The 14,629-nt window shown below is 71.1% G+C and carries 10 protein-coding genes; 5 read left to right on the top strand and 5 right to left on the bottom strand.

All coding sequences use genetic code 11. The features are described from left to right. Positions 1–233: 233 nt before the first annotated feature. Together ABZU75_RS40805 and mscL are read right to left on the bottom strand one after the other, a co-directional pair. Positions 234–881 carry a hypothetical protein gene (locus ABZU75_RS40805; protein ID WP_355566967.1) on the bottom strand — a complete coding sequence of 216 codons (648 nt, stop codon included), beginning with the start codon at positions 879–881 and terminating at the stop codon, positions 234–236. A gap of 61 nt (positions 882–942) precedes the next feature. Then, on the bottom strand, positions 943–1,371 hold the full coding sequence (gene mscL / locus ABZU75_RS40800; RefSeq protein WP_350930348.1) for a large conductance mechanosensitive channel protein MscL: 429 nt from the start codon (positions 1,369–1,371) through the stop codon (positions 943–945). 229 nt (positions 1,372–1,600) lie between these two features. Between mscL and ABZU75_RS40795 the strand changes: the two genes are divergently transcribed. The 4 genes from ABZU75_RS40795 to treZ all read left to right on the top strand — a co-directional run bounded on the left by ABZU75_RS40795 (position 1,601) and on the right by treZ (position 11,348). Then, positions 1,601–4,927, top strand: a complete 3,327-nt coding sequence (locus ABZU75_RS40795) for a BTAD domain-containing putative transcriptional regulator (RefSeq protein WP_355566963.1) — start codon at positions 1,601–1,603, stop codon at positions 4,925–4,927. A gap of 117 nt (positions 4,928–5,044) precedes the next feature. Next, positions 5,045–7,150 (top strand): glycogen debranching protein GlgX, encoded by a 2,106-nt coding sequence (glgX, locus tag ABZU75_RS40790; RefSeq protein ID WP_350966062.1) that lies wholly within the window; start codon positions 5,045–5,047, stop codon positions 7,148–7,150. Then, positions 7,143–9,617: a malto-oligosyltrehalose synthase gene (treY, locus tag ABZU75_RS40785; protein WP_355566959.1), complete on the top strand. Its 2,475-nt coding sequence runs from the start codon at positions 7,143–7,145 to the stop codon at positions 9,615–9,617. The genes glgX and treY overlap by 8 nt, the downstream gene beginning before the upstream one ends. 3 nt (positions 9,618–9,620) lie before the next feature. After that, positions 9,621–11,348: a malto-oligosyltrehalose trehalohydrolase gene (gene treZ, locus ABZU75_RS40780; RefSeq protein WP_355566956.1), complete on the top strand. Its 1,728-nt coding sequence runs from the start codon at positions 9,621–9,623 to the stop codon at positions 11,346–11,348. 28 nt (positions 11,349–11,376) lie between these two features. On the opposite strand, the gene ABZU75_RS40775 is transcribed toward treZ, so the two are convergent. From ABZU75_RS40775 to ABZU75_RS40765, 3 genes are all read right to left on the bottom strand, one after another. After that, entirely contained in the window at positions 11,377–11,535 is a 159-nt protein-coding gene (locus ABZU75_RS40775) for a hypothetical protein (RefSeq protein ID WP_355566953.1), read from the bottom strand. Positions 11,536–11,544: 9 nt separating this feature from the next. Then, positions 11,545–12,069, bottom strand: a complete 525-nt coding sequence (locus ABZU75_RS40770; protein WP_355566950.1) for a sigma-70 family RNA polymerase sigma factor — start codon at positions 12,067–12,069, stop codon at positions 11,545–11,547. A 140-nt stretch (positions 12,070–12,209) separates the two neighbouring features. Next, entirely contained in the window at positions 12,210–13,124 is a 915-nt protein-coding gene (locus ABZU75_RS40765; protein WP_355566947.1) for a MerR family transcriptional regulator, read from the bottom strand. A gap of 152 nt (positions 13,125–13,276) precedes the next feature. Between ABZU75_RS40765 and ABZU75_RS40760 the strand changes: the two genes are divergently transcribed. Beyond that, positions 13,277–14,566 (top strand): deoxyribodipyrimidine photo-lyase, encoded by a 1,290-nt coding sequence (locus tag ABZU75_RS40760; RefSeq protein WP_355566940.1) that lies wholly within the window; start codon positions 13,277–13,279, stop codon positions 14,564–14,566. Positions 14,567–14,629: the final 63 nt, after the last annotated feature.

The raw sequence follows: 14,629 nt of genomic DNA, 5'->3' as shown, positions 1-14,629 counted from the left end.
CGCAGCGGGCACGGCGAACAACCCACGCAGCGGGCACGGTGAACAGGCCGCGCAGCGGGCACGGCGAACAACCCACGCAGCGGGCACGGTGAACAGGCCGCGCAGCGGGCACGGCGAACAACCCACGCAGCGGGCACGGTGAACAAGCCGCGTACCCGAATCAGTCAGACGAGATGCCGGCCCAGGAACACCCGCTCACCGCAGCGCACAGCGAAAACCGCACCCCGGAAAAGTCAGACGAGACGCCAGTCGTGCCGCTCCAGGAAAGCGCGCTCCCCAGTGGCGTACTCGGTGAAAGCAGTCTGAACCGCCTCCAGGTCGGGAACATGGGTGCGGAACATCCGGTCCCGGACGCTGTCCTTGTACTCCAGCTCGTAGCCCGAGATCTCGGGGGAACTCTGGACGAAGTGCTCACCGAAGACGACCAGCGCCGTGAACGGGTTCTGCGGTGACATGGTGGCGAGCGCGTCGGAGATGAGCTGAAGGTCGGGACCGACCACGATCATCCCGTCGCCGGTACGCATCTCCATGGTGGGATAGACACCTCGTGGAGACAGGTTGTGCACCAGGCCGCGCTGCGGGTCGTAGCAGACCAGTCCGCACTCGGCGGCCAGGGCGAAGACCTCGGACGCCACCTCGTCGGCCCGTTCCAGGTCCACGGTCACCAGGGCGAAGGCCGCGGAGAGCGGCTCGGCCTCGGGAAGCCGCTCGACGAACGCCACCACCCCGGGGTGACCCTCCTCGGGCTCCTGCCCTTCGGGGTGGGGGCTCGCGCCATGCGGCTTTCCGTGACGGAACGTATGGAAGACGTTCTCAGCGTGTTCCCTGGTGATCGGCTTGGGCTCGTGCCAGACGGCCAGTTCGAAGCTCACGCTCTCCATTGTCCTCCGAAGGATTCTCCCGGCCGACCGGAAGGCCGTACCGCCCCGGAGGAGAAGACGCCTACGCCGGGGGCCTGTCGGCGATGGGGATCTCCGACAGCACCGCGGTGCAGAACGCGCAGCGCCTGGCAGCGACCGGGATGTCGCTGAGGCACTCCGGGCATTCCTTCTCGGTGGCCTCCTTGTTCCGGTCGAAGTAGCCGATCAGCCGGGTCATCGGCATCACGACGAGCCAGTAGATGACCGCGGCGATGATCAGGAAGCTCAGCAGGTGGTTGATGAAGTCGCCGTACATGAACTTGGCGCCGTTGACCGTGAACACGTAATCCGAGAAGTCCGGCTCCCGGCCGCCGGTGACCGCCCCGATCAACGGCGTGATGAGGTCCTTGACCAGGGCCTGCACCAGTCCGCTGAAGGTCGCCCCGACCACGACCGCCACGGCCAGCTCGACGAGGTTCCCTCTCAGCAGGAACTTCTTGAATCCACCCATTCCTCATGTCCTCCACTCGTAAAGAAGGGCCGCTGCCCGGGGAGGGCGGCGACCAGAGCTCCGCTGTTTTCCGGCAGTCCACCGGAACCCCCTGATGGGTGGTCTGGACGGAGGTTAACGCGTCCGATTGAGAATATGCGGAGCTGGAAGCCTCGGGACTGTTACGGGTTGGACGGGACAGCTGGTGTGAAAGGTTAATATCGGCGCAGTTCGCGAGCGAGGTGGCCGGATGGACTTTCGTGTGCTTGGCCCGGTCGAGGTGATCGCCGACCGCGGGGCGGTACTGGACATCGGCCCCTACCAGCAGCGGCTGGTGCTGGCGATATGCGTCCTCGCGGCCCCGCGACCGGTCGGGCCGAACCGGATGATCGACGCCCTCTGGGAGGACGCCCCCCCTCCGGGGGCGCTCAACACCGTGCAGGCGTACGTCTCCAAACTCCGTCGCGTCTTCGAGCCGGGCAGGCCGAGAGAGGTGCCCCCGAAGGTCCTGGCCAGCAGGCCGGGAGGCTATGTCCTGGACGTCCCCGCCGCCGCGATCGACCTGGGCAGGGTGCGGGGGAAGGTGGCCAAGGGCAGGAGCCTGGGCGCGGCGGGAGATCACGAGGGGGCGGTGCGGGAGCTGCGGCTGGCCCTGGGGGAGTGGAGCGGAGAACCGCTTGACGGTCTCGCGGAGTCCTCCTGGGCGGCGGAGGAGCGTGCGCACCTGGTCGAGCTGCGGCTGACGATCGAGGAGGACCTGGCCGAGGCGGAGCTCGCGCTCAGCCGGGGAGCGGCGGTGACGAGCGGGCTGGCCAAGCTGGTCGCCGCCCATCCGTTCAGGGAGCGGCTGCGGACGCTCGCCGCCCACGCGCTCTACCAGGCGGGACGGCAGGCGGACGCGCTCGGCCTGCTCGCCGAGGGACGCCGGTTGCTGATGGAGGACCTGGGTCTGGACCCCGACCCCCGGTCGAGGGAGATGGAGCGGCGCATCCTCGGTCAGGATCCCGCGCTGCGGCCCAGGCACACGGCGGAGCACGCGGGAAAGACAGCCGTCGTGGCGGAGGCGACCGGTGCCGAGAGGGCGGCAGGGGCGGCGGAGCCGGCCGGGCTGGAGAATGGCACCGGGCTGGTGGGCCGGCAGGCGGAGGCCGGGGTGCTGGAGCGGGCGGTCACCGGAGACGGGCACCGGGTGGTGCTGCTCGCCGGGGAGCCGGGCATCGGCAAGACCAGCCTCGCCGAGTACGCAGCCGACGTCGCGCGGGCGCGGGGCCGGCGGGTGGTGTGGGGCCGCTGCTGGGACGGCACCGGCGCGCCCCCCTTCTGGCCCTGGACGCAGGCGGTGCAGGACCTGGTCGGCAGGGACGGCGAACTGGCGCAACTAGCCGGAGCCAGAGCCAGAGCCGGGACCGGGACCGGGCAGGCCGGACAAGAGGGGCCGGCGGGGCAGTTCGAGTTGTACGAGGCGTTCGCCCGGCTGCTGAACGAGCACGGCCGGGTGCTGGTGGTCCTCGACGACCTCCAATGGGCGGACACCTCCTCGCTGCGGCTGCTGGAGTTCCTGACCTCCACCCGGCTCTGCCCGGAGCTGACGGTCGTGGCCACGTACCGCGACACCGACGTGCGCCCCGGCGAGCCGCTGGAGCACACCCTCGGCGTGCTGCTCCGGCTGCCGCACGTGCGGCGGCTCCTGCTGCGCGGCCTGGCGGAGGAGGAGATCCGCGAGTATCTGGGACGGGCGGGCGCCGACCCGGGGCGGGCCGGGGAGATGGGCAGGCTGACCGCGGGCAACCCGTTCTTCCTGGGCGAGGTGCTACAGCTGGGGGAGACCCCCGAGGCGCTCTCGGATGTGGTGCGTGGCCGGATGGCCCACCTGCCGCCCGACACCGAGGAGGTGCTGACCGTCGCGGCGCTGCTGGGCAGGGAGGCGGCGACCGACATCCTGACGCGCGTGGCGGAGTTGCCCGAGGGGCGGGTTCTCGACATCGTCGACGCCGCGGTGGGGGCCCGGCTGCTGGTCGAGGGGGAGGGGCCGAGCTGCCGGTTCGTCCACGACATCGTCCGCGACGTGCTGCGCGAGGCGCTGCCGCCGCTACGCCGCAGGAGGCTGCACGCGCGGATCGCGGAGGTGCTGGAGGAGCGGAGCGGGACGCGGCTGACCGAGATCGCCCACCACTGTCGCGAGGGCCTGCTGACCCCCGCGATGGCGGGCAGGGCCATCGGCTACACCCGGCGCGCGGCGGCCCAGGCGACCGCGCAGTTCGCCCACGAGGACGCGGTGGAGGGCCTGGAACGGGCGATCGCGATGATCGACCGGCTGCCCGGACCCGACGGCGCGCTCCGCTGCGACCTTCTGCTGGACCTGGCCGAGGCACAGGCGGCCGCGGGGATGAGCAGCGCGGCCCACGCCTCGCTGGAGGCCGCCGCGCAGGCCGCCGAAGGGCTCGGCGACGACAACCGGCTGGCCAGGGCGGTGCTGGGATTCTCCAACCCGATCTATCTGGCCATGTACGAGGAGATGACCGGGATCGACAGGCTGGCCGAGCGCATCGACCGGGTGCTCGCCTCCGACCTCGCAGAGGGCTCGCCGTGGCGGGCCCAGCTGCTCGCCGCCGTCGCGCTGACCGGCTCCACCGGCCGGCCGGTCGAGCGGAGCGTGGCGATGGCGGAGGAGGCGGTGCGGCTGGCCCGCCGCGCCGGGGAGGACCGGACCCTGTCCAGGACGCTGATCGCCCTGGAGATCCTGCTGCGGTCCGGCCACGACCACGACCACCGGCGGGCGGTCGTCGCCGAGATCGTGGACATCGGCCGCCGCACCGGCGACCTGGCCACCGAGTGGATCGGCAGGGAGAACGAGTACGTCGAGCTGAACGCCCAGGGCGCCGCAGGCCCCGCCGCGGAGCTGCTGGCCTGGCTGCGGGAGAGCGCGGAGAGGCTCCGGCTCCCCTCGGCGGTCAGCCTGGCCGCCTGGCAGAGCGCGGTCCACGCCTACCTGGCCGGGCGGTTCACGGACGCGCTCGCCGCGGCCGACGCGTCCGGCGCGGCTCACCCGGAGGGCGCGCTGGGCAGGGGCGACGCGCTGCTGCGGCGGGAGACGTTCCACTTCCTCTCGCTGCGGGCGGCGGGGGCGGCGGGCGAGGCGCTCGCGCTCTCCGATGAGATGCTCGCCCACCGTCCGGGGCAGATCCCCTGGCGGCTCCTGCGCTGCCTGGTCCTGATCGACCTGGGCAGGACGGACGAGACGCGGGAGGACTTCGCCGAACTCGCCCGCGACGGCTTCGCGGCACTCGGCCCCGAGCTGGCCTACCGGTTCGTACCGGACGCCGTCAGCGAGATCTGCGCGGCGCTCGGCGACGGGGTCGCGGGGAAGATCCTGTACCGCAGGCTCGCCCCGAACGCGGGACGGCTGCTCGGCTGGTCGCTGACCGACCTGTGCCTGGCCCGGCTGGCCCTGCTCGACGGTGACGAGGAGCGGGCCGGGGCCCACCTGCGGGCGGCGGAGGCGTTCGCCGCCGGGGCGGGGCTGCGCGTGTACGAACCCGCGATCCGCGCGCTGGCCCATGAGCTCCGCCCGGCCTGACCCCGGCCCGTCCAGGCATGCCGTCGGGCAACTCCGAGATCACTCTTGCAGGAATGGAGATGTGCGCATGTCCAGGCTGAGACGGGGCATATCTGTTCACCGCTGAAGGGCGGTGCAATGATCGAGATCTGGCCGGGTGATCCCTATCCTCTCGGGGCCACCTACGACGGCGCGGGGACCAACTTCGCGCTTTTCACCGAGGCCGCCGAACGCGTCGAGCTGTGCCTGTTCGACGAGGAGAACCGGGAGACACGAGTCACCTTCACCGAGTGCGAGGGCTTCGTCTGGCACGGCTACCTACCCGGCGTCGGTCCCGGGCAGCGGTACGGCTACCGCGTGCACGGCCCGTACGACCCGCGGAGGGGACAGCGGTGCAATCCGGCCAAGCTCCTGCTCGATCCCTACGCCAAGGCGATCGAGGGGGACGTGAACTGGGACGAGGCGGTGTACGACTACCGCTTCGGCGATCCGGAGAGCCGTAACGACGCGGACTCGGCCGCGTTCGTGCCGCGCTCCATCGTGATCAACCCGTTCTTCGGCTGGGGGCACGACCGGCCGCCGAGCACCCCGTACCACAACACGGTGATCTACGAGGCGCACGTCAAGGGGCTGACGATCAACCACCCGAAGATCCCCGAGCGGATCCGGGGCAGCTACGCGGCGATCGGGCATCCGGAGATCATCGATCACCTGACCGCGCTCGGGGTGACGGCGATCGAGCTCATGCCGGTGCACCAGTTCGTCACCGACCACGTCCTCGTCGAGCGGGGGCTGACGAACTACTGGGGCTACAACAGCATCGGGTTCTTCGCCCCGCACAACGCCTACTCCAGCACCGGGCAGCGCGGCGGGCAGGTGCTGGAGTTCAAGGCCATGGTCAAGGCCCTGCACGAGGCGAACATCGAGGTCATCCTCGACGTGGTCTACAACCACACGGCCGAGGGCAACCACCTGGGCCCGACGCTGAGCATGCGGGGCATCGACAACGCCGACTACTACCGCCTGGTCGACGACGACAGGCGGTACTACCTGGACACCACGGGCACCGGCAACAGCCTGTTCATGCGCTCCCCGCACGTGCTTCAAATGATCATGGATTCGCTCCGCTACTGGGTCATCGAGATGCACGTGGACGGTTTCAGGTTCGACCTGGCCGCGACGCTGGCGCGGGAGCTGCACGAGGTCGACCGGCTGAGCGCCTTCTTCGACCTGGTCCAGCAGGATCCGGTGCTGTCACAGGTCAAGCTGATCGCCGAGCCGTGGGACGTCGGCCCCGGCGGCTACCAGGTGGGCAACTTCCCCGCCAGGTGGACCGAGTGGAACGGCATGTACCGCGACACGATCCGCGACCTGTGGCGGGGTGAGCCCGCCTCGCTGCCCGAGTTCGCCTCCAGGCTGACCGGCTCCAGCGACCTCTACCAGGACGACAGCCGCCGCCCCGCCGCCTCCATCAACTTCGTCACCTGCCACGACGGGTTCACCCTGCAGGATCTCGTCTCCTACAACGGCAAGCACAACGAGGCCAACGGTGAGGACAACCGGGACGGCACCGACGACAACCGCTCCTGGAACTGCGGTGAGGAGGGGCCCGCCCCGCTGGCCGTCGAGTCCCTGCGCGAGCAGCAGAAGCGCAACTTCCTGACCACTCTTTTCCTGTCCCAGGGCGTTCCGATGATTTCCCACGGTGACGAGTTGGGCCGCACCCAGCGGGGCAACAACAACGTGTACTGCCAGGACAACGAACTGAGCTGGGTCGACTGGTCCGACGTCAGGGAGAACTGGCTTCTGCTCGATTTCACCCGGCGGCTGGCCAAGCTCCGCGCCGACCACCCGGTCTTCCGGCGGCGCAGGTTCTTCTACGGGCGGCCCGTACGAGGCTCCGAGGAGAACCTCAGCGACATCGCCTGGCTCACTCCGAGAGGGGAGAAGATGACCGATGCCGACTGGAACGTTGGCTACGCCAGGTCGCTGGCCGTCTTCCTGAACGGTGAGGCCATCACCGAGCCCGACCGCAGGGGGCGGCAGATCGTCGACGACTCGTTCCTGCTGCTGTTCAACGCCCACCACGACGTCATCAAGTTCACCCTTCCGAAGGACTACGGTGAGATGTGGCTGACAGAGATCGACACGGCGATGCCGATCACGGTTGACACCCGGGTCTGCCGGGCCGGAGAGAGCGTGCCGGTGGTCGGCCGCTCGGTGAGGGTGTTGCGCCGTGTCTGAGCCCATCACGCAACCCACCCCCGAGCCCGCTCCCCTGGAGCCCGCGCCCACTGTGGTCCCGCCCGAGCCGGTGCCCACTGTCGTACCGCGAGAGCCGGTGCCCGGTGTGATCCCGCCGCAGGTCGCCCATGGCGAGGTCCTGCCGGACTCCGGGGCGGCACTGTTCGGCGAGGACGTGCCAGAGCCGGCGGGGCTCCCCGAGGAGGTACCCGAGCCGCCGCCCTCGCCCGGCTCCTACGAGGTGCCGGTCTCGACCTACCGGCTCCAGCTGACCCCCGACTTCGGGTTCGACAAGGTGGCCGAGCTGGCCCCGTACCTGCGGGACCTGGGGGTGAGCCATGTCTACCTGTCGCCGATCCTGCAGGCCGTGCCGGAGTCGCGGCACGGCTACGACGTGACCGACCACTCGCGCGTCCGCGCGGAGTTCGGCGGGGTCGAGGGACTGCGGGCGATGTCGGCGACACTCGCCCAGCACGGGATCGGCATCGTCGTCGACATCGTGCCCAACCACATGACGGTCCCGGTGCCGGAGTCGGGCAACGCGCAACTGTGGTCGGTGCTCGCCGAGGGGCAGAAGTCGCCGTACGCGTCCTGGTTCGACATCGACTGGGCCGGCGGCGACGGCAAGGTGAACATGCCGGTGCTCGGCGACTCGGGGGAGGTGGTGGCCGATGGTGACGTGCTGCGCTACCACGACCACGTCTTCCCGCTGCCGGACACCAACTACCGGCTGGTCGACTGGCGGCGCGGGCCCGGCTACCGCCGGTTCTTCGACGTGTCCTCGCTGATCGGGCTGCGGGTGGAGGACCCGGAGGTGTTCGACGCCACGCACGCCGTCATCCTCTCGCTGGTCCGGGAGGGGATCATCCAGGGGCTGCGGGTAGACCACCCCGACGGGCTCGCCGAGCCGCGCGGCTACCTGTCGCGGCTGCGCGCGGCCTCGGGCGTGTGGACCGTGGCGGAGAAGATCCTGATCGGCTCCGAACGGCTGCCCGCGGACTGGGAGTGCGACGGGACCACCGGCTACGAGGTGCTCAACCGGATCACCGGGCTGTTCGTCGACCCGGCGGGAAAAGAGCCGCTGGTGAAGCTGTTCACCTTGCAGACCGGCATGCCCGCCGGCTACGCCGCGGTGGTCCGCGAGTCCAAGGCGGAGGTGCTGAGCCTGTTCTTCGCTTCGGAGATCGACAGGTTGCACGCCGTCGTCGGCTCCGACCGCCGGACGCTGGTGGAGCTGCTCGCCGCGATGCCGGTCTACCGGGCCTACGTGGTGCCGGGCGAGCCGGTGCCCGAGATCTCGGCCCAGATCGTCGAGGAGGCCGGACAGGTCGCCGCGGGGCGGCTGCCGGAGGGCGCTCCGGTGGCGGAGGTCGTCCAGCGGGTGCTGGCCGGGCCCGCCGAGGCGGTCGCCCGCTTCCAGCAGACCTGCGGCCCGGTGATGGCCAAGGGGGTGGAGGACACCGCCCTCTACCGCTGGTACCCGCTGTCCTGCCTGAACGAGGTGGGCGGCGAGCCCGACAGGTTCGGCGAGCCGATCGAGGAGTTCCACGCGTTCTGCCGGCGGATGCCGCCAGGCACGATGACGACGCTGTCCACCCACGACACCAAGCGCTCGGAGGACGTGCGGGCCCGGCTGGCCGTGCTGTCCGAGCTTCCGGAGGAGTGGGCGGCGGCGGTCGGCGAGTGGTCCTCGAAGGTCTCCTTCGACCCGGCCCTGGACTACCTGGCCTGGCAGAACCTGATGGCCTCCTGGCCGATCAGCCCCGACAGGTTCTTCGACTACCTGTTCAAGGCGGCCCGCGAGGCCAAGACCTCGATCTCCTGGGCCACCCCCGACCCGGCCTACGAGCGCGGCATCCGCGACTTCGTCACCCGGGCCGTCGAGGAGTGCGGCGCCTCGATCAAGGAGTTCACCGCGCGGATCGAGCCGTACGCCAGGTCCAACTCGCTGGGCCAGAAGCTCGTCCAGCTCATGCTGCCCGGCGTGCCCGACCTCTACTGGGGCAACGAGATCACCGACTTCTCCCTGGTCGACCCGGACAACCGCCGCCCGGTCGACTTCCCGCTGCGCCGCCGGATGCTCTCGGCGGCCCAGGCTCACGCGAGCCAGGCCCACCCGGAGCAGGCACACCCGAGTCCCGCCACCGAGGGCCTGTCATGGGACGAGGCCAAGCTGGCGATCACCAGCCGGGCGCTGGACCTGCGGCGGAGGCTGGACCCCGCGGCACCGTACGTCCCGATCGAGGCCGGAGAGCACGCGATCGCCTTCGCCAGGGGGGAGCGGGCGGTGGCGGTGGCCACCCGGCTGCCGGTCGGCCTGGAGCGGCGCGGCGGCTGGGGGAGCAGCACGCTCACCCTGCCGCACGGTACCTGGCGGGACCTGCTCTCCGGTGCCGAGCACACCGGCAGGATCCCGCTCGCCCACCTGCTCTCGGTCCACCCCGTCGCACTCCTGGAAAGGGACTGACCCATGTTCGAGGTCTGGGCGCCACGGGCGACGGCGGTGGACGTGGAGATCGGCGAGGTCCGCCACCCGATGTCGTCCGCGGGCGGCGGCTGGTGGTCCGCGGAGGTGCCCGGTGCCGGGCACGGTACCGACTACCGGTTCCGGCTGGACGGGGGCGAGGCGCTGCCCGATCCCCGTACCCGCTGGCAGCCGGAGGGGATCTTCGGCCCGAGCCGGGTCTACGACCACGACCGCTTCGAGTGGGGGGACGCCCTGTGGCGGGGGCGTGACCTGCCGGGCTCGGTCATCTACGAGCTGCACATCGGCACCTTCACCCCCGAGGGCACCTTCGACGCGGCGATCGGCAGGCTGGAACACCTGGCGGAGCTCGGCGTCGACTTCGTGGAGATCATGCCGGTGCCGCCGGTGCCCGGCGGGCGCAACTGGGGTTACGACGGCGTGGACCTGTGGGCCGTCACCGACAACTACGGCGGCCCCGACGGGCTCAAGCGCCTCGTGGACGCCTGCCACCGGCGCGGGCTCGGGGTGATCCTCGACGTCGTCTACAACCATCTCGGCCCCTCGGGCAACTTCCTCGCCCCCTTCGGCCCCTACTTTCACTCCAGCGCCTCCTCCTTCTGGGGGCAGGCGGTCAACCTGGACGGCCCCGGCTCCGACGAGGTGCGCGCCTACTTCGTCGGCAACGCGATGCAGTGGCTGCGCGACTACCACATCGACGGCCTGCGCCTGGACGCCGTGCACGCCCTGCGCGACGACCGGGCCGTCCACCTGCTGGAGGAGATCGCCGCCGAGACGGAGGCGCTGTCGGCGGCCGTGGGCAGGCCGCTGACCCTCATCGCCGAGTCCGACCTCAACGACCCCCGGCTGATGACCCCCCGCGAGGCCGGGGGGTACGGTCTGGCGGCCGCCTGGAACGACGATGTCCACCACGCCCTGCACGTGGCGGTGAGCGGGGAGCGGCACGGCTACTACGACGACTTCTACGGGGCACTGCCCAAGGTGCTGACCCGCGCCTACTACCACGACGGGACCTACTCGTCCTTCCGGGGGCGGTCCCACGGCCGGTCGGCGACCCACCTGCCCGGCTACCGCTTCGTCTGCTGCGCGCAGAACCACGACCAGATCGGCAACCGCGCGGAGGGCGACCGGCTGGCGCCCGAGGCGCTCCGGCTGGCCGCCGGGCTCCTGCTGACCTCGCCGTTCACCCCCATGCTGTTCATGGGGGAGGAGTGGGGCGCGCGCACGCCGTTCCTGTTCTTCACCGATCACGTCGAGCCGCACCTGCGCGAGGGCGAGGCCGACCGGCGGCGGCGGGAGTTCGTCGGCTTCGGCTACGACGACTGGGCGGAGAAGGCCCCCGATCCCGGCGAGGAGCTGACGTTCCTGCGCTCCAAGCTCGACTGGAGCGAGCTGGACGACGACGCCCACCGGGCCCATCTCGACTGGTACCGGGCCCTGATCGCGCTGCGCCGGGCACACCCCGAGCTGACGGACCCGAGACTGGATCGGGTCCGGGTCGACCACGGCGAGTCCTGGCTGGTCGTCCACCGGGGAGGGCTCAGGGTGGCGGCCAACCTCGGTCCGGTCCCGCTCACCGTCAGGCTCGGGCCAGGACGGTCCGCGCCCGGCCACATCCTGCTCGCCTCGGAGGCGTCGGCGACGGTGCGGGGAGAGGAGCTGTCCCTGCCCGCCCGCTCCCTCGCGGTGGTGAGAGTGAATCCGCCCGGCTGACCGCCGCGGTGGCCACAGGCTCAGTCGGTCACCTGGCGCCCGCCTGAGCCACCACCCGCCGGTAGGCCGCGGGGTGGTGGGCCGGCAGCCGCATCTTGTGCCGGGCGTGGAGGGACACCGGGTCCCGGGGTCGCCGGTCGCTCTCCAGCAGCGCGCGGAGCCGGAGGTGGGCGAAGATCCGCTCCATGACAGCCGTTCACGCCGCGGCCGGGGTGAGGATGTCGGACAGGCGGCGCAGACCGCGGGCGGTACGGGCCTTGACCGTGCCGAGCGGGACGCTCAGCCTCTCGGCGATCTCCCGCTGGGTCAGGTCGCCGTAGTAGGCCAGTTCGATCGCCTGGCGCTGTGACTCGGGCAGCTTGGCCAGCGCCCGGCGCACCTGGTCGCGCTCGGCCACGCCGTCACCGTCGGCCCTGCCGTCGTCGCCGGCCGGATCCGCCACCACGTCCAGCGGCACCGTACGCAGGGTGCGCATCCGAAGCTGGTCGACCGCGCGCTTGTGCGCGATGCCGAGCATCCAGGCGGGGAGGCTGCGGGCCGGGTCGAAGCGGTGCCGTGACCGCCAGACCTCGGCGAACACCACCTGCTGAAGGTCCTCGATCTCCTGCTGCGGTACGAATCGCCGCAGGTAGGAGCGGATGAGGGAGCCGTGGGTGCGGAAGCACTCGGCCAGGGCCGCATCGTCGCCCTCGGCGAACCGGATGTTCAGGGTGTCCGTCATGATGCCTCCGCTCACCGAGAAAACTTATTCAAAACCTATTCATACCTGGCCGGTCGACATGATCGCAAGCAAGGGCACGGTGGCACGCCGATCAACGGGAGGGAGAAGGGGGATCCGGCCCGCCGGTGGAAAGGCCGAGCTCAGGCCAGGGCGGCGAGGACGCGGGTGAGCGCGTCCTGGAACGACGTGACGTGGGGGACCGACGCCGGCAGGCCCTCCCGCCAGCCCATACCGCCCGCGACGACCAGGCTCGGCGGGCGGAGCACGGGCAGCGACGCGAGCGGGGCGGGATCACCGGTGGTGGGCAGCTGGGACCAGACGAAGACCACCGAGGGGCCCAGCCGGCGCATCGCGTCCGCCAGCGCCGGGTATGGGGTCCTGGCGCCCAGCACCCGGCTCTCCACCTGGTGGTCGATGGTCAGCGTGGCGGCCAGTGCGTAGATCGGCAGGCTGTGCTGCTCGTCCTCGGCACAGGCGAGCAGCACGGGGCGGGTGTTGACCGGCCGGGCGGGGCGTGCGGTGAGCCGGATCAGCGCCGCCAGCAGCCGGTCGGAGAACAGGTGCTCGATCTCGACGCTCGCGCCGCTCTCGGCCTGGCGGTCGCAGATCGTCTCGAAGACCGGCATCACCAGCCGCTCCCAGGTCCACGGCACGCCGTGCCTGGCCAGCGACGCCTCTATCCAGTCGTGGACGGTTCGGCTGTCCAGCGTCATCGCCGCCCGTGCCAGCATCGCCGCCGTGGGGATGCCGGGCCGCTCCGCCAGGGGGAAGGAGGGGATCTCCTCGGTGCTCACCTCCGAAGCCGCCGGTGGGACGGCCTCGACCCGCAGGACCTCCCGTGCCGCGTCGGAGGGGGGAACCCCGCTCCTGATGAGCCGGTTCATCTCCTCCAGGCGCCACAGGTCGCGGGTGTCGTAGCGTCGATGCCCCCCGGGGCTCCGGCGGCTCGGGCCCACGCCGTAGCGTAGGTTCCAGGTCCGCAGCGTGGGGGCGGGCACGCCGAGGCGTCGTGAGACGGCGCCGATGCCGTATCCCGGCTCCTCATCAGCGGTCACCTGTCGCTGCTTTTCCATCTCATCCCATTTCAAGCCCGCTACTGCCGTACCAGCGTGACAGGCGACACGAGCGGTCGCTCCCTGGACATTCCTTCGAGTTCCGAGCCCCCGGCGGATGCAACCGGCGGAGCGTGACCCGGCGAAAGGAAAACGTGACCGATACTGTGATCGTTTTGTTCAGCCGCGACCTCCGGGTGCACGACCACCCGGCGCTCGCCGCTGCGTGCGAGCGCGCACGTCATGTCATACCACTCTTCGTCATCGACCCCGACATACCCGCTGGCAACCGCCTGGGATTTCTCGCCGAATGCCTCGCCGACCTGCGCGGATCGCTCCGTGAGCGGGGCGGTGAGCTGGTCGTGCGCAGGGGTGATCCGGTCGCGGAGACGATGCGCCTGGTGGGGGAGTCGAGGGCCGGGGCGGTCCACGCCACCATGGACGTCAGCGCCCTCGCGCACCGCAGGCAGCGGCGCCTGGCGGCGGAGTGCGAGCGCGCGGGGGTGGAGTTCCGCACCTTCCCCGGCCTGACGGTCGTGCCGCCGGACGCGCTCAGGCCGTCGGGCGGCGGTGACCACTACCGGGTCTTCACCCCCTACTGGCGGGCCTGGAGCCGGCGACCACGCAGGGAGGTGCTCAAGGCACCCGGTATGGTCCGTGTCCCCGAGGCCCTGAGCCCCGGCAGGCTACCCGAACCCGGGCACGAGACGTACGAGCTGTTCAGGGGTGGTGAGACGGTCGGGCGCCGGAGGATGGAGCAGTGGTTGAGACACTGCGTGGACGACTACGCCGACGGCCACGACGACATGGCGGGCAACCGCACCTCCAGGCTCAGCCCCTACCTGCGCTTCGGCTGCGTCTCGCCGCTGGAACTGGAGTCGCTGGCCAGGGAGGCCGGGGACACCGGCGAGTTCGTCAGGCAGCTGTGCTGGCGGGACTTCTTCCATCAGGTGACACGGGCCTTCCCGCGGATCAACCGGGACGACTACCGCCCGCGCGGGCACGAGTGGCGCGACGACGACCACGCGGCGCAGGCGTGGAAGGAGGGCATGACCGGAATCCCCATCGTGGACGCCGGTATCCGGCAGATGCTCGCCGAGGGCTGGATGCACAACCGGGCCCGCCTGATCGTGGGCTCGTTCCTCGTCAGGCGGCTGCGGGTCGACTGGCGTGTCGGGGCCGACCACTTCTTCGAGCGGCTGCTCGACGGCGACGTGGCCAACAACTACGGCAACTGGCAGTGGGTCGCGGGGACCGGAAACGACACCCGGCCCAACCGGCCCGTCAACCACATCCGGCAGGCCAAGAGGTACGACCCGGACGGCGAGTACGTCCGCCGCTACGTCCCCGAGCTCGCCGCGCTGCCGAAGCGGGTGATCCACGAGCCGTGGAAACTGCCCTCGGGCGTCCCCGGCTACCCCGCGCCGCTCGTCTCGGTGGACTGAAGTGAGTGCTCCGGTGCCGAAAGCCCCGCCGGTGGGCGGTGGGGGGGGGGGGTGAGGGCGCGA

The organism is Streptosporangium sp. NPDC005286, assembly GCF_040607515.1.
Taxonomy (GTDB): Bacteria; Actinomycetota; Actinomycetes; order Streptosporangiales; family Streptosporangiaceae; genus Streptosporangium.
Note: the sequence above shows the minus strand (reverse complement) of the source record. Positions and strands in the feature narration are given on the sequence as shown.

Coding starts and splice junctions, on each gene's coding strand:
- ABZU75_RS40805 (WP_355566967.1), bottom strand. CDS start 881: ATGGAGAGCGTGAGCTTCGAACTGGCCGTCTGGCACGAGCCCAAGCCG.
- mscL (WP_350930348.1), bottom strand. CDS start 1,371: ATGGGTGGATTCAAGAAGTTCCTGCTGAGAGGGAACCTCGTCGAGCTG.
- ABZU75_RS40795 (WP_355566963.1), top strand. CDS start 1,601: ATGGACTTTCGTGTGCTTGGCCCGGTCGAGGTGATCGCCGACCGCGGG.
- glgX (WP_350966062.1), top strand. CDS start 5,045: ATGATCGAGATCTGGCCGGGTGATCCCTATCCTCTCGGGGCCACCTAC.
- treZ (WP_355566956.1), top strand. CDS start 9,621: ATGTTCGAGGTCTGGGCGCCACGGGCGACGGCGGTGGACGTGGAGATC.
- ABZU75_RS40775 (WP_355566953.1), bottom strand. CDS start 11,535: ATGGAGCGGATCTTCGCCCACCTCCGGCTCCGCGCGCTGCTGGAGAGC.
- ABZU75_RS40770 (WP_355566950.1), bottom strand. CDS start 12,069: ATGACGGACACCCTGAACATCCGGTTCGCCGAGGGCGACGATGCGGCC.